The sequence below is a fragment of the Citrobacter sp. Cpo103 genome (assembly GCF_030332605.1).
Taxonomy (GTDB): domain Bacteria; phylum Pseudomonadota; class Gammaproteobacteria; order Enterobacterales; family Enterobacteriaceae; genus Citrobacter; species Citrobacter portucalensis.
The window spans coordinates 197,111-214,355 of sequence record NZ_JAOWHO010000020.1 but is presented as its reverse complement, the minus strand read 5'-3'; the positions used below and the strand labels follow the sequence as shown (position 1 = coordinate 214,355).

14 protein-coding genes and 1 pseudogene are annotated in these 17,245 nt (G+C 53.9%); 13 read left to right on the top strand and 2 right to left on the bottom strand.

The genetic code is table 11. The annotated features are described in order from the left end of the window. Window positions 1-29: 29 nt before the first annotated feature. Both nhaA and nhaR read left to right on the top strand, forming a co-directional pair. On the top strand, window positions 30-1,196 hold the full coding sequence (gene nhaA, locus OGX89_RS03595; protein ID WP_003829733.1) for a Na+/H+ antiporter NhaA: 1,167 nt from the start codon (window positions 30-32) through the stop codon (window positions 1,194-1,196). Between the two features lie 38 nt (window positions 1,197-1,234). Beyond that, the gene (gene nhaR, locus OGX89_RS03590) at window positions 1,235-2,134 is read left to right on the top strand and encodes a transcriptional activator NhaR (RefSeq protein WP_003829732.1); all 900 of its coding nucleotides are present in this window, start codon (window positions 1,235-1,237) and stop codon (window positions 2,132-2,134) included. Between the two features lie 58 nt (window positions 2,135-2,192). Here the strand turns inward: nhaR and rpsT are convergent, their stop codons facing one another. Further along, window positions 2,193-2,456: a 30S ribosomal protein S20 gene (gene rpsT, locus OGX89_RS03585; protein WP_003018940.1), complete on the bottom strand. Its 264-nt coding sequence runs from the start codon at window positions 2,454-2,456 to the stop codon at window positions 2,193-2,195. Window positions 2,457-2,561: 105 nt separating this feature from the next. On the opposite strand from rpsT, the pseudogene OGX89_RS03580 reads away from it, so the two are divergent. From OGX89_RS03580 to rihC, 7 genes and pseudogenes are all read left to right on the top strand, one after another. Continuing rightward, window positions 2,562-2,777 (top strand): annotated as a pseudogene (locus OGX89_RS03580) (DUF2575 domain-containing protein). 7 nt (window positions 2,778-2,784) lie between these two features. Further along, on the top strand, window positions 2,785-3,723 hold the full coding sequence (gene ribF, locus OGX89_RS03575; protein ID WP_003829725.1) for a bifunctional riboflavin kinase/FAD synthetase: 939 nt from the start codon (window positions 2,785-2,787) through the stop codon (window positions 3,721-3,723). Between the two features lie 37 nt (window positions 3,724-3,760). Continuing rightward, complete coding sequence (gene ileS / locus OGX89_RS03570; protein ID WP_126956920.1) at window positions 3,761-6,577, top strand: isoleucine--tRNA ligase; 2,817 nt, start codon at window positions 3,761-3,763, stop codon at window positions 6,575-6,577. Further along, window positions 6,577-7,074 (top strand): signal peptidase II, encoded by a 498-nt coding sequence (gene lspA / locus OGX89_RS03565; RefSeq protein WP_003018932.1) that lies wholly within the window; start codon window positions 6,577-6,579, stop codon window positions 7,072-7,074. Before ileS ends, lspA begins: the two co-directional genes overlap by 1 nt. 117 nt (window positions 7,075-7,191) lie before the next feature. Continuing rightward, the gene (gene fkpB, locus OGX89_RS03560; RefSeq protein WP_003018929.1) at window positions 7,192-7,641 is read left to right on the top strand and encodes an FKBP-type peptidyl-prolyl cis-trans isomerase; all 450 of its coding nucleotides are present in this window, start codon (window positions 7,192-7,194) and stop codon (window positions 7,639-7,641) included. A 1-nt stretch (window position 7,642) separates the two neighbouring features. Beyond that, window positions 7,643-8,593, top strand: a complete 951-nt coding sequence (gene ispH, locus OGX89_RS03555; RefSeq protein ID WP_003018925.1) for a 4-hydroxy-3-methylbut-2-enyl diphosphate reductase — start codon at window positions 7,643-7,645, stop codon at window positions 8,591-8,593. Between the two features lie 66 nt (window positions 8,594-8,659). Beyond that, window positions 8,660-9,574, top strand: a complete 915-nt coding sequence (gene rihC, locus OGX89_RS03550) for a ribonucleoside hydrolase RihC (RefSeq protein ID WP_126319298.1) — start codon at window positions 8,660-8,662, stop codon at window positions 9,572-9,574. Here rihC and OGX89_RS03545 read toward each other — a convergent pair whose 3' ends face one another. Next, the gene (locus tag OGX89_RS03545) at window positions 9,575-10,483 is read right to left on the bottom strand and encodes a LysR family transcriptional regulator (protein ID WP_126956918.1); all 909 of its coding nucleotides are present in this window, start codon (window positions 10,481-10,483) and stop codon (window positions 9,575-9,577) included. Window positions 10,484-10,575: 92 nt separating this feature from the next. Between OGX89_RS03545 and OGX89_RS03540 the strand changes: the two genes are divergently transcribed. From OGX89_RS03540 to carB, 4 genes are all read left to right on the top strand, one after another. Continuing rightward, window positions 10,576-11,208, top strand: a complete 633-nt coding sequence (locus OGX89_RS03540; protein WP_003829712.1) for an alanyl-tRNA editing protein — start codon at window positions 10,576-10,578, stop codon at window positions 11,206-11,208. Between the two features lie 268 nt (window positions 11,209-11,476). Then, complete coding sequence (gene dapB, locus OGX89_RS03535; protein WP_008786159.1) at window positions 11,477-12,298, top strand: 4-hydroxy-tetrahydrodipicolinate reductase; 822 nt, start codon at window positions 11,477-11,479, stop codon at window positions 12,296-12,298. 455 nt (window positions 12,299-12,753) lie between these two features. Continuing rightward, window positions 12,754-13,902: a glutamine-hydrolyzing carbamoyl-phosphate synthase small subunit gene (carA, locus tag OGX89_RS03530; protein WP_003829709.1), complete on the top strand. Its 1,149-nt coding sequence runs from the start codon at window positions 12,754-12,756 to the stop codon at window positions 13,900-13,902. Between the two features lie 17 nt (window positions 13,903-13,919). Continuing rightward, window positions 13,920-17,144: a carbamoyl-phosphate synthase large subunit gene (gene carB, locus OGX89_RS03525; protein WP_003829707.1), complete on the top strand. Its 3,225-nt coding sequence runs from the start codon at window positions 13,920-13,922 to the stop codon at window positions 17,142-17,144. The last annotated feature ends 101 nt before the right edge of the window (window positions 17,145-17,245 follow it).

Genomic DNA, 17,245 nt, shown 5'->3' with positions numbered 1-17,245 from the left:
GAAGTATTCACCCAATAGAGAGAATAAAAGTGAAACATCTGCATCGTTTTTTTAGTAGTGACGCCTCGGGGGGCATCATTCTGATCATCGCAGCCGTGGTCGCTATGCTGATGGCAAATATCGGGGTTACCAGCGGATGGTACCACGCCTTTTTGGAAACGCCCGTTCAACTGCGGGTTGGCGCGCTTGAGATCAACAAAAATATGCTGCTGTGGATCAACGACGCGTTGATGGCGGTGTTCTTCCTGTTGATTGGTCTGGAAGTAAAGCGCGAGTTAATGCAAGGTTCGCTGGCCAGTCTGCGTCAGGCGGCGTTCCCGATCATTGCTGCTATCGGGGGCATGATTGTCCCGGCGCTGCTGTACCTGGCATTCAACTATGCCGATCCCATCACCCGTGAAGGGTGGGCGATCCCGGCGGCAACGGATATCGCTTTTGCGTTAGGTGTGCTGGCGTTGTTGGGCAGTCGTGTACCACTGGCGTTGAAAATCTTCCTGATGGCGCTGGCGATTATTGATGACCTCGGCGCTATCGTCATCATCGCACTGTTCTATACCAGCGATCTCTCGCTGCTGTCGCTGGGCGTTGCCGCGTGCGCGATCCTCGTTCTGGCGGCATTGAATCTGTGCGGAGTGAGACGCACCGGTATTTATATTCTGGTCGGCGTAGTGCTGTGGACTGCCGTACTGAAGTCTGGCGTGCATGCAACACTGGCGGGCGTGATCGTGGGCTTCTTCATTCCATTGAAGGAAAAACACGGACGTTCACCGGCGAAGCGACTGGAGCATGTTCTGCATCCATGGGTGGCATACCTGATCCTGCCACTGTTTGCCTTCGCTAACGCAGGCGTTTCACTGCAGGGCGTCACTATTGATGGACTGACCTCGATATTACCGCTGGGGATCATTGCCGGCCTGTTGATCGGCAAACCGTTGGGTATCAGTCTGTTTTGCTGGCTGGCGTTACGCCTCAAGGTGGCGCAATTGCCGGAAGGAACGAATTTCCAGCAGATTATGGCGGTCGGTATTCTTTGCGGCATTGGCTTTACGATGTCGATTTTTATTGCCAGCCTGGCGTTTGGCAACGTCGATCCTGAGCTGATTAACTGGGCAAAACTGGGGATCCTGATCGGCTCCTTGTTGTCGGCAGTGATAGGTTACTGCTGGTTACGTGCCCGGTTGAACGCATCAGCCTGACGGGATAACCCTTTCGTGACAATTTTCAGGGAGAGAGTATGTCTCATATAAATTACAACCATCTGTACTACTTTTGGCATGTCTATAAAGAAGGGTCAGTGGTTGGTGCAGCAGAAGCGCTTTATCTGACACCGCAGACCATTACCGGGCAGATTAAAGCGCTTGAGGAACGCTTACAGGGAAAATTGTTTAAGCGGAAGGGGCGTGGGCTGGAGCCCAGTGAGTTAGGCGAATTGGTTTTTCGTTACGCGGATAAGATGTTCACCTTAAGCCAGGAAATGCTGGATATCGTGAACTACCGCAAAGAGTCTAATTTGCTGTTCGATGTCGGCGTGGCGGATGCGCTATCGAAGCAGTTGGTCAGTAGCGTACTGGATGCCGCTGTGGTTGAAGATGAACAAATCCATCTGCGTTGTTTTGAATCAACGCATGAGATGCTGTTGGATCAACTCAGCCAACATAAGCTGGATATGATCATCTCCGACTGCCCGATCGATTCTACGCAGCAGGAAGGGTTGTTCTCAGTGCGGATAGGCGAGTGCAGCGTGAGTTTTTGGTGCACCAAACCGCTGCCTGAAAAACCATTCCCGGCCTGCCTTGAGGAGCGTCGGTTGCTGATCCCAGGGCGCCGTTCGATGCTCGGACGTAAGCTGCTGAACTGGATCAACTCACAAGGATTGAATGTCGAAATCCTCGGTGAGTTTGATGACGCTGCGCTGATGAAAGCGTTTGGGGCAACGCATAATGCTATTTTTGTTGCACCTACGCTGTATTCGCACAATTTCTATGCCGATGATTCTATTGTTGAAATTGGCCGCGTAGAAAATGTGATGGAAGAGTATCACGCCATATTTGCGGAAAGGATGATCCAGCATCCGGCGGTGCAGCGTATCTGCAATGCGGACTACTCGGCGCTTTTTACGCCAACGAACAAATGACAGACATAAAAAAACCCGCTTGCGCGGGTTTTTTTACAAAGCGACAACAAGCAGGCGATTAAGCCAGTTTGTTGATCTGTGCAGTCAGGTTTGCTTTATGACGTGCAGCTTTGTTTTTGTGGATCAGACCTTTAGCAGCCTGACGGTCCACGATTGGTTGCATTTCGTTAAATGCTTTCAGTGCAGTAGCTTTGTCGCCAGCTTCGATAGCTGCGTATACTTTCTTGATGAAAGTACGCATCATAGAGCGACGGCTAGCGTTGTGCTTGCGGGCCTTTTCAGACTGAACGGCGCGCTTCTTAGCTGATTTGATATTAGCCAAGGTCCAACTCCCAAATGTGTTCTATATGGACAATTCAAAGGCCGAGGAATATGCCCTTTTAGCCTTCTTTTGTCAATGGATTTGTGCAAATAAGCGCCGTTTAAATTGCAGCACTCGTTGCGTAGTGATGGCGCAGGATTCTACCAGCTTGCGTGGCGTGAATACAGCTTTTCCACGAGAAAAATTGCATTGGCGTGCCCGTGAAGGTCTGCAATTTGTTTCATAACAATGAAAACAATCCTCTTTCTGTTTCGTAGAAACAATCGCCGGTTAACGTTGACCGCGGTACAGGGTATACTTTCACGATTTTCACTGTTTTGAGCCAGACATGAAGCTGATACGAGGCATACATAATCTCAGTCAGGCCCCGCATGGGTGTGTGCTGACTATTGGTAATTTCGACGGCGTGCACCGTGGTCACCGTGCGTTGCTGCAGGGTTTACGGGAAGAAGGGCGCAAACGCAATTTACCGGTGATGGTGATGATTTTCGAGCCGCAGCCGCTAGAGCTGTTTGCGACCGACAAGTCACCTGCGCGCCTCACTCGCCTGCGCGAAAAACTGCGTTATCTGGCGGAATGCGGCGTGGACTACGTGCTGTGCGTGCGTTTTGACAGGCGCTTTGCGGCATTAACGGCGCAGACCTTCATCAGCGATCTGCTGGTTAAGCGCCTTGGTGTACAATTTCTTGCCGTTGGTGATGATTTCCGCTTTGGCGCTAGCCGTGCGGGCGATTTCTTGTTATTACAGGAAGCGGGCGCTGAGTATGGTTTTGATATCACCAGCACCCAAACCTTCTGCGAAGGCGGTGTGCGTATTAGCAGCACCGCGGTACGTCAGGCGCTGGCAGAAGATAACCTGCAACTGGCCGAAAGCCTGCTTGGGCATCCTTTTACTATCTCAGGACGTGTCGTTCATGGTGATGAATTAGGGCGCACCATCGGTTTTCCGACGGCAAACTTACCGCTGCGTCGCCAGGTTTCTCCGGTGAAAGGGGTTTATGCAGTTGAAGTGATGGGACTGGGTGACAAACCTTTACCCGGCGTCGCCAACATCGGCACCCGCCCGACGGTAGCAGGCGTACGCCAACAGTTGGAAGTGCATCTATTGGACGTTGTAATGGACCTGTATGGTCGCCATATAGATGTAGTACTGCGTAAAAAAATACGCAGCGAACAGCGATTTGCCTCGCTGGATGAGCTAAAAGCGCAGATTGCGCGTGATGAGTTGACTGCCCGTGAATTTTTTGGGCTAACAAAACCGGCTTAATGCCTATACGAGTTTTAAATACGGAACCGAGAATCTGATGAGTGACTATAAATCAACCCTGAATTTGCCGGAAACAGGGTTCCCGATGCGCGGCGATCTCGCCAAGCGCGAACCGGGAATGCTGGCGCGTTGGACTGATGATGACCTGTACGGCATCATTCGTGCGGCCAAAAAAGGCAAAAAAACCTTCATTCTGCATGATGGCCCTCCTTATGCGAATGGCAGCATTCATATTGGTCACTCGGTTAACAAGATTCTGAAAGACATTATCGTGAAGTCCAAAGGACTCACGGGTTATGACTCGCCTTACGTTCCGGGCTGGGACTGCCACGGTCTGCCGATCGAGCTGAAAGTAGAGCAGGAATACGGCAAACCGGGCGAGAAGTTTACCGCCGCTGAGTTCCGTGCCAAGTGCCGCGAATACGCAGCGACCCAGGTTGACGGTCAGCGTAAAGACTTTATCCGTCTTGGCGTACTGGGCGACTGGTCGCATCCGTACCTGACCATGGACTTCAAAACCGAAGCCAACATCATTCGTGCGCTGGGTAAAATCATCGGTAACGGTCACCTGCACAAAGGTGCGAAGCCGGTGCACTGGTGCGTTGACTGCCGTTCCGCGCTGGCGGAAGCGGAAGTTGAGTATTATGACAAAACCTCCCCGTCCATCGACGTAGCGTTCCACGCTGCCGATCAGGATGCGGTGAAAGCGAAATTTGGCGTTTCTGACGTCAACGGCCCGATCTCTCTGGTTATCTGGACCACTACCCCGTGGACGTTACCGGCGAACCGCGCAATCTCTCTGGCACCTGATTTTGACTATGCGCTGGTGCAGATTGACGGCCAGGCTGTGATTCTGGCGAAAGATCTGGTTGAAAGCGTTATGCAGCGTATTGGCGCGGCTGAATACACCATTCTCGGCACCGTTAAAGGCGCTGAGCTGGAACTGCTGCGCTTTACCCATCCGTTTATGGGCTTCGATGTACCGGCTATACTTGGCGATCACGTTACGCTGGATGCGGGTACCGGTGCGGTTCATACCGCTGGCGGTCACGGTCCGGATGACTACGTCATCAGCCAGAAATACGGTCTGGAAATCGCTAACCCGGTTGGCCCGGACGGCGCATACCTGGCGGGTACCTATCCGGATCTGGACGGCGTGAACGTCTTTAAAGCCAACGACAAAATCGTTGCGCTGCTGAGCGAAAAAGGTGCGCTGCTGCACGTTGAGAAGATGCAGCACAGCTACCCATGCTGCTGGCGTCACAAGTCACCGATCATCTTCCGCGCGACCCCACAGTGGTTCGTCAGCATGGATCAACAAGGCCTGCGCGCACAGTCGCTGAAAGAGATCAAAGGCGTGCAGTGGATCCCGGACTGGGGCCAGGCGCGTATTGAATCGATGGTTGCTAACCGTCCTGACTGGTGTATCTCCCGTCAGCGTACGTGGGGTGTGCCGATGTCTCTGTTTGTTCACAAAGACACCGAAGAGCTGCATCCGCGCGCTATCGAACTGATGGAAGAAGTGGCTAAACGCGTTGAAGTTGACGGCATCCAGGCGTGGTGGGATCTCGATCCGAAAGATATCCTCGGCGACGAAGCTGACCAGTATGTCAAAGTCCCGGATACGCTGGACGTGTGGTTCGACTCTGGTTCAACCCACTCCTCCGTCGTGGACGTGCGTCCTGAGTTTGCGGGCCATGCGGCAGATATGTATCTGGAAGGCTCTGACCAGCACCGTGGCTGGTTCATGTCATCTCTGATGATCTCCACCGCCATGAAAGGCAAAGCACCTTATCGCCAGGTACTGACCCACGGTTTCACCGTTGATGGTCAGGGCCGTAAGATGTCCAAGTCTATCGGTAACACCGTTTCTCCGCAGGATGTGATGAACAAACTGGGCGCGGATATTCTGCGTCTGTGGGTGGCTTCAACCGACTATACCGGTGAAATGGCCGTTTCTGACGAAATTCTGAAACGTGCTGCCGACAGCTATCGTCGTATCCGTAACACCGCGCGCTTCCTGCTGGCGAACCTGAATGGGTTTGATCCGGTTAAAGACATGGTGAAACCGGAAGAGATGGTGGTTCTGGACAGGTGGGCGGTAGGTTGTGCGCAAGCGGCGCAGGACGAAATCCTGAAAGCCTATGAAGCCTATGACTTCCACGAGGTGGTACAGCGCCTGATGCGCTTCTGCTCCGTCGAAATGGGTTCGTTCTACCTCGACATCATCAAAGACCGTCAGTACACCGCGAAAGCGGACAGCGTGGCGCGTCGTAGCTGCCAGACTGCGCTGTTCCATATCGCTGAAGCGCTGGTTCGTTGGATGGCGCCGATCATGTCCTTCACCGCCGATGAAATCTGGGGCTACCTGCCGGGCGATCGTGAGAAGTATGTCTTTACCGGTGAATGGTACGAAGGTCTGTTTGGCTTAGGTGAAACCGAGGCGATGAACGATGCCTTCTGGGACGAGCTGCTGAAAGTGCGTGGCGAAGTGAACAAAGTCATCGAACAGGCACGTGCGGATAAGAAAGTCGGTGGTTCTCTGGAAGCGGCAGTGACCCTGTACGCTGAACCTGAGCTGGCGGCGAAACTGACCGCGCTGGGCGAAGAGTTGCGTTTTGTACTGCTGACCTCTGGTGCGACGGTTGCGGATTATGCAGCGGCTCCTGCTGATGCTCAGCAGAGCGAACTGCTCAAAGGTCTGAAAATCGTACTGAGCAAAGCCGAAGGTGAGAAATGCCCGCGCTGCTGGCATTACACTACCGACGTCGGCCAGGTGGCGGAACATGCAGATATCTGCGGACGCTGTGTCAGCAACATCGCCGGTGATGGCGAACAACGTAAGTTTGCCTGATGAGTAAGCCTCTTTGTTCAACAGGACTACGCTGGCTGTGGCTGGTGGTAGTCGTGCTGATTATCGATTTAGGCAGCAAATACCTGATCCTCCAGAACTTTGCTCTGGGGGATACGGTGTCGCTGTTTCCGTCGCTTAATCTGCACTACGCGCGTAACTACGGTGCGGCGTTTAGCTTCTTAGCTGACAGCGGCGGCTGGCAACGTTGGTTCTTTGCCGGCATCGCCATCGGTATTTGCGTCATCCTGATGGTGATGATGTATCGCTCGAAGGCGACGCAGAAGCTGAACAACATCGCGTATGCGTTAATCATTGGCGGTGCGCTGGGCAACTTGTTCGACCGCCTGTGGCACGGCTTCGTGGTTGATATGATTGACTTTTACGTCGGCGACTGGCATTTCGCGACCTTCAATCTGGCCGATACTGCTATCTGTATCGGCGCGGCATTGATTGTGCTCGAAGGCTTCCTGCCGTCGAAAGAGAAAAAAGCCGCATAAAAAAATGCCGGATGGCGCTATGCTAATCCGGCCTACAATTTACTGCGATGCTTGTTTGCCCGGTAAGCGTAGCGCCACCGGGCAAACAGGCGGCAGCAATTTTAAAGAGCAACCTGCATGTCTAAATCAGTACAGAGTAACAGTGCGGTGCTGGTGCACTTCACCCTTAAGCTCGACGATGGCTCAACCGCAGAGTCAACCCGCAATAACGGCAAGCCTGCGCTGTTTCGCCTGGGTGACGGTTCTCTGTCTGAAGGACTGGAACAACACCTGCTGGGGCTAAAAGAAGGTGATAAAACCACTTTTGCTCTGGAACCGGATGCCGCCTTTGGCGTGTCAAGTCCGGACTTAATTCAGTATTTCTCGCGTCGGGAATTTATGGACGCGGGCGAGCCAGAAATTGGCGCTATCATGCTCTTTACCGCAATGGACGGCAGTGAGATGCCTGGCGTGATCCGCGAAATCAACGGTGATTCGATCACGGTTGATTTCAACCATCCGCTGGCCGGGCATACCGTTCATTTTGATATTGAAGTGCTGGAAGTCGAACCGGCACTGGAGGCGTAAAATGCAGATCCTGTTGGCCAACCCGCGCGGTTTTTGCGCTGGCGTAGACCGCGCTATCAGCATTGTGGAAAACGCGCTGGCTATTTATGGCGCACCGATTTATGTCCGTCACGAGGTGGTGCATAACCGCTATGTGGTGGATAGCCTGCGCGAGCGCGGCGCTATTTTTATCGAGCAAATCAGCGAAGTGCCGGATGGCGCGATCCTGATTTTCTCCGCTCATGGCGTATCTCAGGCGGTGCGTAACGAAGCCAAAGGCCGTGACCTCACGGTTTTTGATGCGACCTGCCCGCTGGTAACGAAAGTGCATATGGAAGTTGCCCGCGCCAGTCGTCGTGGCGAAGAATCCATTCTGATTGGTCACGCCGGGCACCCGGAAGTCGAAGGCACAATGGGCCAGTACAGCAACCCGCAAGGGGGAATGTATCTGGTTGAATCACCGGATGATGTGCTGAAACTGAATGTGAAAAATGAAGGCAAATTATCCTTCATGACGCAGACAACGCTTTCCGTTGACGACACTTCTGACGTTATTGATGCGCTGCGCCAACGCTTCCCGAAAATTGTCGGGCCGCGCAAAGACGATATCTGTTATGCCACCACCAACCGTCAGGAAGCGGTTCGCGCGCTGGCGGAACAGGCTGATGTTGTGCTGGTGGTCGGCTCTAAGAACTCCTCTAACTCCAACCGTCTGGCTGAACTGGCCCAGCGAATGGGGAAAGCGGCGTATTTGATTGACGATGCGACCGACATTCAGGAAGCGTGGGTGAAAGAAGCGAAGTGTGTGGGCGTGACGGCCGGAGCCTCGGCGCCGGATATCCTGGTGCAAAACGTGATTGCTCGCCTGCAAGAGCTTGGTGGTGGGGAAGCGATCCCACTGGAAGGCCGCGAAGAGAACATCGTTTTCGAAGTGCCGAAAGAGCTGCGTGTGGATGTTCGTGAAGTAGAGTAAGTCTTTTCGGTTACGATTATGAGAAGATGCCAGACTTAACGTCTGGCATTTTTTTATGGAGAAACCATGCGCTTACCGATCATTCTTGATACCGATCCCGGCATTGATGATGCCGCCGCCATTGCTGCTGCGCTGTTTGCCCCTGAGCTGGATCTGCAACTGATGACCACGGTAGCAGGCAATGTGTCGGTGGAAAAAACCACCCGTAATGCGTTGCAACTGCTGCACTTCTGGAATGCGGATGTTCCGCTGGCGCAGGGGGCATCAATGCCGCTGGTGCGGCCGCTGCGTGATGCCGCTTCCGTGCACGGCGAGTCCGGTATGGAAGGGTATGAATTTGTCGAACACGACCGCCAGGCGATGGCAAAACCCGCTTTCCAGGCGATTCGCGATGCGTTGATGCATGCCCCGCAGCCCGTGACGCTTGTAGCGATTGGCCCGCTGACCAACATTGCGCTGCTGCTGACTCATTATCCTGAATGCGTATTCAACATTCAGCGTCTGGTGATTATGGGCGGCTCTGCCGGGCGCGGGAACTTCACACCCAACGCCGAGTTTAATATTGCTATCGATCCCGAGGCCGCAGCGAAAGTCTTCCAGAGTGGGCTGGAGATTGTGATGTGTGGGCTGGATGTCACTAATCAGGCTATGCTCGCCCCGGACTATCTGGCGACGCTCCCCCAGCTTAACCAGACGGGGAAAATGCTGCATGCGCTGTTTAGCCATTACCGTAGCGGCAGTATGAATACGGGGCTGCGAATGCACGATCTGTGCGCTATTGCCTGGCTGGTGCGCCCGGAACTGTTTACCCTGCAGTCGTGTTTCGTGGCGGTTGAAACCCAGGGCGAATATACCTCGGGTACGACGGTGGTGGATATCGAAGGGCGCCTGGGGCATCCGGCAAATGCGCAGGTTGCGCTGGGCCTGAACGTTGAAGGTTTCCAGCAGTGGGTGGCAGAGGTATTTGCCCGCGCGCTGTAATCAGGTGTTGTGCAACGGCACCTTCTCACTGAGATAATCAATCATCGCCCGCATTCTGGCGGGCATATGTTGATTGCGCGTCCATAGCAGCCACAGTTCCCCGCTGTAGTCGCTGATAAATTCCCATTCTGGCAGTACCTGGACAATCTCGCCATTGGCGAGTGCCTCGCTGGCGGTGAACAGTGGCAGGCTGCCGATTCCCAGATCCTTTTTTACCGCGTCCAGACGCACACCGGTGTGGTTGGCGGCGTAACGGCCATAAGTCTGAATGGTCTCCATGCGCTCACCGCGTCGAAACTTCCAACGTGAATCCGCAGGTGTCTCGCCAAGACTGATACAGCTATGCTCGCGCAGTGCCTGCGGGTGCTCGGGCGTACCGTGCTTGCGTAAGTATTCGGGGGTTGCGCATATCACATGGCTGACCGGCATCAGCGGTTTCCCGTACAGGCCCGGGGAGGGCGACTGACTGATGCGCAGTGCAAGGTCGACGCCGTCGTCGATTAAATCCATATACCGGTCTTCCAGCCGAAGGCAGACGTCCACTTGCGGGTAGCGCGTAAAGAATTCGGCCATCAGTGGATGAATGACAAATCGCCCCACCGCTTTCGGCACGCTGAGGGTCAGTTGCCCTTGCGCGATGGTTTGTCGACTGCTGCCTGAGTCGACAGCCATTTGTGCCGCATGCAGCATTTCCTGCGCGTGTGCATACACAATTTTGCCCGTTTCGCTGAGCGCCAACTTGCGCGTCGTACGGTGCAGCAGCTTACTGCCCAACGCCTTCTCGAGACGTGAAGCGCTGCGGCTAATAGCGGAAGGCGTAGCACCCGAGGCTTTGGCGGCGGCGGAGAAGCTCCCTTGCTCGATAATCAACACAAAGGTGGCAAGGTCGGGAAGAAGGTTAGGATTCATTTGTGCGTACCAGGCAAAGATGCATTGAACCAGCGCAGGATTATCGCCGTCAGTAAAGTGAATATACTCTTCCCATCAAAAGGAGAGCAATCATGACTGAACGTCTTTATTACACCAGCGATAACACTGAAGGCCAGGCTAACTTACTGAGTTGCTCGGCTGAGCCGGATGGACGGTACGCGGTGGTACTGGATAGAACCCTTTTTCACCCGCAGGGAGGCGGGCAGCCTGCGGATGCGGGCTGGATTGATGATGAGCGGGTTGAAACAGTCCTCGCGCGCGGTGACGATGTGGTGCACATCGTGGCAAAACCGCTCCTCCCCGGCATCGTGAACCTGCGTGTGGATGCCGCGCTGCGTCAACTGCACGCCCGCCTGCACTCGGCAGGACATCTTATCGGCCTGGCGGGTACAGCGTTCGGCTGGCTCCCGGTGAAAGCACACCATTGGCCCAATGAGGGGCGCATTACTTTCGCCGCCGGTGAAAACGGCACGTTACCGGATACGCTATCGCTGCAGGAGAAAATCAACGCCTGGCAGGCAGACAATCTCTCCAGACAAGTGACATTCACCGATGGGTTGCGGCAGGTTGGATTTGGTCATCTCCTTGCTTATCCCTGCGGAGGGACGCATGTTGCGCATCTCTCTGAGATTGGGCCGGTGACGATTACTCAGGTGAAGATGAAAAAAGGGCAAATGATCGTCAACTACACGCTCGTGCCATAAAACCACACTCGCGAAAATATCTACGCAGACTGGCTGGTTTGTGCTCGTATTTCCGTCGTTTTCCCATCATTTTGCGCCATACTGAGTAAGTTTGACTTCTTTCCTGTGCTCCAGCAATGATTCATCCTGCGGGATGAATCATGTCTTTTACTGATATTCCCCTCTGTTTATCATTAAATTCTAATTATGGGTGTTTTCAGCTAGCGGCCTCCGGGCGCGCTGGTTACTCTGAAAACAGTTTACGCAATTTTTATAAAAGAGAATAGCTATGCATGAAGCACAAATCCGTGTCGCAATTGCCGGCGCCGGTGGCCGCATGGGACGGCAGTTAATCCAGGCCGCCATGGCGATGGAAGGTGTTCAATTGGGTGCCGCGTTAGAGCGCGAAGGCTCGTCCTTACTGGGAAGTGATGCCGGAGAATTAGCGGGGGCCGGAAAAACGGGCGTTACCGTGCAAAGCAGCCTTGACGCGGTGAAAGATGATTTCGATGTTTTCATCGATTTTACCCGTCCGGAAGGCACGCTGGCGCATCTGGCGTTTTGTCGTCAGCACGGTAAAGGGATGGTGATTGGCACCACCGGCTTTGACGATGCCGGTAAACAGGCTATTCGTGATGCCGCGCAGGAGATTGCGATCGTTTTCGCCGCGAACTTTAGCGTCGGCGTGAACGTTATGCTTAAGCTGCTGGAGAAGGCGGCGAAAGTGATGGGCGATTACACCGATATTGAGATTATTGAAGCTCACCACCGCCATAAAGTTGATGCGCCGTCAGGCACTGCGCTGGCGATGGGCGAGGCGATTGCCGGGGCGCTGGATAAAGATTTAAAAGAGTGTGCCGTCTATTCGCGTGAGGGTTACACCGGCGAGCGCGTACCGGGCACGATCGGTTTTGCCACGGTGCGGGCGGGGGATATCGTCGGTGAGCACACCGCGATGTTTGCTGATATTGGCGAGCGTATTGAGATCACGCATAAAGCGTCCAGCCGCATGACTTTTGCCAATGGCGCAGTGCGTTCGGCAATTTGGCTAAAATCAAAGTCAAATGGTCTTTTTGATATGAAAGATGTGCTTGATTTACGCAGTTTATAGCTTTAATTACCCTTCGTGATGTGGTTATTGTAATCATAATTATTTGATTACATAGGGCAATATTTTATTGCCCTTTTATTTTTATCTTCTTAATGTGTTTTTTCTTTTTATTGGTTATTTTTCCGTATTTTGTTGGGTGATTCTGTTATCTCAATGTAAATTTTGACCAAATGGTCCACTTTTTTCTCTCCCGCATTCTGTTTTTACACTCTTTGCCTGCCGCAAGCGTTTTCCACCCCGAGTTAGCTGATCTTTTTGCCTGTTAAATCGTGTGATTTATCCCAGTGGCGCAAAATAATAATAAAAATTGCCCTTTTGGGTAGACTTTTACGTGGGCTATCTCTAGAATGCCGCCGTTTGCCAGAAATCCATAGGTAAGCAAATTTGCATTGATTCATGAGGTGTTAATGAATTAATATGCAAATAAAGTGAGTGAATATTCTCTGGAGGGTGTTTTGATTAAGTCAGCGCTATTGGTTCTGGAAGACGGAACCCAGTTTCACGGTCGGGCCATAGGGGCAACAGGTTCGGCGGTTGGGGAAGTCGTTTTCAATACTTCAATGACCGGTTATCAAGAAATCCTCACTGATCCTTCCTATTCCCGCCAAATCGTCACTCTTACTTATCCTCATATCGGTAATGTCGGCACCAATGAAGCCGATGCAGAATCTTCTCAGGTACATGCGCAAGGCCTGGTCATCCGCGACCTGCCGCTGATTGCCAGCAACTTCCGCGATACTGAAGACCTCTCTTCTTACCTCAAGCGCCATAACATTGTGGCGATTGCTGATATCGATACCCGTAAGCTGACGCGTTTGCTGCGTGAAAAGGGTGCACAGAACGGCTGCATCATCGCGGGCGATAACCCGGATGCGGCGCTGGCACTGGAAAAAGCAAAAGCTTTCCCAGGCCTGAACGGTATGGATCTGGCGAAAGAGGTAACCACCGCGGAGCCTTATAGTTGGACGCAGGGGAGCTGGACGCTGGCCGGTGACCTGCCGGAAGCGAAATCTGCCGATGAAATGCCGTTCCACGTTGTGGCTTACGATTTCGGCGCCAAACGTAACATTCTGCGTATGTTAGCGGACCGCGGCTGCCGCCTGACGGTTGTACCGGCGAAAACCTCAGCAGAAGACGTTCTGAAGATGAATCCGGACGGTATTTTCCTGTCCAACGGCCCTGGCGACCCGGCGCCGTGCGACTACGCGATTACCGCGATTCAGAAATTCCTCGAAACCGATATTCCGGTATTTGGCATCTGCCTCGGCCATCAGCTGCTGGCGCTGGCGAGCGGCGCGAAGACCATTAAGATGAAGTTTGGCCACCACGGCGGCAACCATCCGGTAAAAGATATTGATAACAATACCGTGATGATCACCGCACAGAACCACGGTTTTGCTGTAGATGAAGCCTCCATGCCTGCCAACCTGCGCGTGACCCACAAGTCACTGTTCGACGGCACCTTGCAGGGGATTCATCGTACCGATAAACCGGCGTTTAGCTTCCAGGGGCACCCTGAAGCGAGTCCGGGTCCGCACGACGCTGCACCGTTGTTCGACCACTTTATCGAGTTAATTGAGCAATACCGTCAGTCCGCGAAATAATCAGGAGTAAAAGAGCCATGCCAAAACGTACAGACATAAAAAGTATCCTGATTCTGGGCGCGGGTCCGATTGTTATCGGTCAGGCGTGTGAGTTTGACTATTCCGGCGCGCAGGCGTGTAAAGCCCTGCGTGAAGAGGGTTACCGCGTTATTCTGGTGAACTCCAACCCGGCAACCATCATGACCGACCCGGAAATGGCCGATGCCACTTACATCGAGCCGATTCACTGGGAAGTGGTACGCAAAATTATTGAGAAAGAACGCCCGGATGCGGTGCTGCCAACCATGGGCGGTCAGACAGCGCTGAACTGTGCGCTGGAACTGGAACGCCAGGGCGTACTGGCTGAGTTCGGCGTGACCATGATTGGCGCAACGGCGGATGCCATTGATAAAGCGGAAGACCGTCGTCGCTTCGATATCGCGATGAAGAAGATTGGTCTCGACACCGCACGTTCAGGCATCGCTCACACCATGGAAGAAGCGCTGGCGGTTGCCGCTGACGTTGGCTTCCCGTGCATTATCCGCCCTAGCTTCACCATGGGCGGCACCGGTGGCGGTATCGCCTACAACCGCGAAGAGTTCGAAGAAATCTGCGAACGCGGTCTGGATCTTTCCCCAACCAACGAGCTGCTGATTGATGAATCACTGATTGGCTGGAAAGAGTACGAGATGGAAGTGGTGCGTGATAAAAACGACAACTGCATCATCGTCTGCTCCATCGAAAACTTCGATGCGATGGGCATCCATACCGGTGACTCCATCACCGTAGCACCTGCCCAGACGCTGACCGACAAAGAATATCAAATCATGCGTAACGCCTCGATGGCGGTACTGCGTGAAATCGGCGTAGAAACCGGCGGCTCTAACGTCCAGTTTGCGGTAAACCCGAAAAACGGTCGCCTGATTGTCATCGAGATGAACCCGCGCGTATCCCGCTCCTCGGCGCTGGCGTCCAAAGCTACCGGCTTCCCGATTGCGAAAGTTGCCGCCAAGCTGGCCGTAGGTTACACCCTCGACGAACTGATGAACGACATCACCGGTGGCCGTACTCCGGCCTCGTTTGAACCGTCCATCGACTACGTTGTGACGAAAATACCACGCTTCAACTTCGAGAAATTCGTTGGTGCTAACGACCGCCTGACCACGCAGATGAAATCTGTCGGTGAAGTGATGGCGATTGGCCGTACCCAGCAGGAATCGCTGCAGAAAGCGCTGCGCGGTCTGGAAGTGGGCGCGACCGGCTTCGACCCGAAAGTAAGCCTGGACGACCCGGAAGCACTGACTAAAATCCGTCGTGAGCTGAAAGACGCTGGCGCTGAGCGTATCTGGTACATCGCCGATGCCTTCCGTGCTGGCCTGTCCGTCGATGGCGTGTTCAACCTGACCAACATCGACCGCTGGTTCCTGGTGCAGATTGAAGAGCTGGTACGTCTGGAAGAAAAAGTCACCGACCTTGGCATCAACGGCCTCGACGCTGACTTCCTGCGCGTACTGAAGCGTAAAGGCTTCGCCGATGCGCGTCTGGCGAAACTGGCCGGCGTTCGCGAAGCGGAAATCCGCAAACTGCGCGACCAGTACAATCTGCACCCGGTCTACAAACGCGTGGATACCTGTGCGGCAGAATTTGCCACCGACACCGCTTACATGTACTCCACATATGAAGATGAGTGCGAAGCGAACCCGTCCGTTGACCGCGATAAAATCATGGTGCTGGGCGGTGGTCCAAACCGTATCGGTCAGGGTATTGAGTTTGACTACTGCTGCGTACACGCCTCGCTGGCGCTGCGCGAAGACGGTTACGAGACCATCATGGTCAACTGTAACCCGGAAACCGTTTCAACTGATTACGACACCTCTGACCGCCTGTACTTCGAACCGGTCACGCTGGAAGACGTACTGGAAATCGTGCGTATCGAGAAGCCGAAAGGCGTCATCGTACAGTACGGCGGACAGACCCCGCTGAAGCTGGCGCGTGCGCTGGAAGCGGCAGGTGTACCGGTTATCGGTACCAGCCCGGATGCCATCGACCGCGCGGAAGACCGCGAGCGTTTCCAGCAGGCGGTTGACCGTCTGAAGCTGAAACAACCGGCGAACGCTACCGTAACGGCTATCGAACAGGCTGTTGAGAAGGCGAAAGAGATTGGCTACCCGCTGGTAGTGCGTCCGTCGTATGTTCTCGGTGGTCGCGCGATGGAAATCGTCTACGACGAAGCCGACCTGCGTCGCTACTTCCAGACCGCAGTCAGCGTTTCTAACGATGCGCCGGTACTGCTGGACCGTTTCCTTGATGACGCGGTTGAAGTGGACGTGGACGCTATCTGCGACGGTGAAATGGTGCTGATTGGCGGCATCATGGAGCATATCGAACAGGCGGGCGTACACTCCGGTGACTCCGCATGTTCTCTGCCTGCTTACACCCTGAGCCAGGAAATTCAGGATGTGATGCGCCAACAGGTGCAGAAACTGGCCTTCGAACTGCAGGTTCGCGGTCTGATGAACGTCCAGTTTGCGGTGAAGAATAACGAAGTTTACCTGATTGAAGTGAACCCGCGTGCGGCACGTACCGTTCCGTTCGTCTCCAAGGCAACTGGTGTACCGCTGGCGAAAGTCGCGGCGCGCGTGATGGCCGGGAAAACGCTGGCACAGCAGGGCGTAACCAAAGAAGTAATCCCTCCGTACTACTCGGTAAAAGAAGTGGTGCTGCCGTTCAACAAATTCCCGGGCGTTGACCCGCTGTTAGGGCCAGAAATGCGCTCTACCGGGGAAGTGATGGGCGTGGGCCGTACCTTCGCGGAAGCGTTCGCCAAGGCACAGTTGGGCAGCAGCTCCACCATGAAAAAACAGGGTCGTGCGCTGCTCTCCGTTCGCGAAGGTGATAAAGAGCGCGTGGTGGACCTGGCAGCGAAACTGCTGAAGTTTGGCTTCGAGCTGGATGCGACGCACGGGACCGCGATTGTGCTGGGTGAAGCGGGTATCAATCCACGTCTGGTGAACAAGGTGCATGAAGGTCGTCCGCACATTCAGGACCGTATCAAGAATGGCGAGTACACCTATATCATCAACACCACCGAAGGTCGTCAGGCGATTGAAGACTCCAAGCTGATTCGCCGCAGCGCGCTGCAGTACAAAGTGCATTATGACACTACGCTGAACGGCGGTTTCGCCACAGCGATGGCGTTGAATGCCGATGCCACCGAGAAGGTAACATCGGTGCAGGAAATGCACGCGCAGATCAAAAAGTAATAAACAAAAGGTCCGGTGAATATTGCTCTAACCAGACCTGTAATATAATTTTGAAAGGGTTTCTGTAAAGAAACCCTTTTTTTGTCTTGCGTAAGGTCATT

Coding starts and splice junctions, on each gene's coding strand:
- nhaR (WP_003829732.1), top strand. CDS start 1,235: ATGTCTCATATAAATTACAACCATCTGTACTACTTTTGGCATGTCTAT.
- ileS (WP_126956920.1), top strand. CDS start 3,761: ATGAGTGACTATAAATCAACCCTGAATTTGCCGGAAACAGGGTTCCCG.
- ribF (WP_003829725.1), top strand. CDS start 2,785: ATGAAGCTGATACGAGGCATACATAATCTCAGTCAGGCCCCGCATGGG.
- ispH (WP_003018925.1), top strand. CDS start 7,643: ATGCAGATCCTGTTGGCCAACCCGCGCGGTTTTTGCGCTGGCGTAGAC.
- OGX89_RS03545 (WP_126956918.1), bottom strand. CDS start 10,483: ATGAATCCTAACCTTCTTCCCGACCTTGCCACCTTTGTGTTGATTATC.
- fkpB (WP_003018929.1), top strand. CDS start 7,192: ATGTCTAAATCAGTACAGAGTAACAGTGCGGTGCTGGTGCACTTCACC.
- OGX89_RS03540 (WP_003829712.1), top strand. CDS start 10,576: ATGACTGAACGTCTTTATTACACCAGCGATAACACTGAAGGCCAGGCT.
- dapB (WP_008786159.1), top strand. CDS start 11,477: ATGCATGAAGCACAAATCCGTGTCGCAATTGCCGGCGCCGGTGGCCGC.
- carB (WP_003829707.1), top strand. CDS start 13,920: ATGCCAAAACGTACAGACATAAAAAGTATCCTGATTCTGGGCGCGGGT.
- rihC (WP_126319298.1), top strand. CDS start 8,660: ATGCGCTTACCGATCATTCTTGATACCGATCCCGGCATTGATGATGCC.
- lspA (WP_003018932.1), top strand. CDS start 6,577: ATGAGTAAGCCTCTTTGTTCAACAGGACTACGCTGGCTGTGGCTGGTG.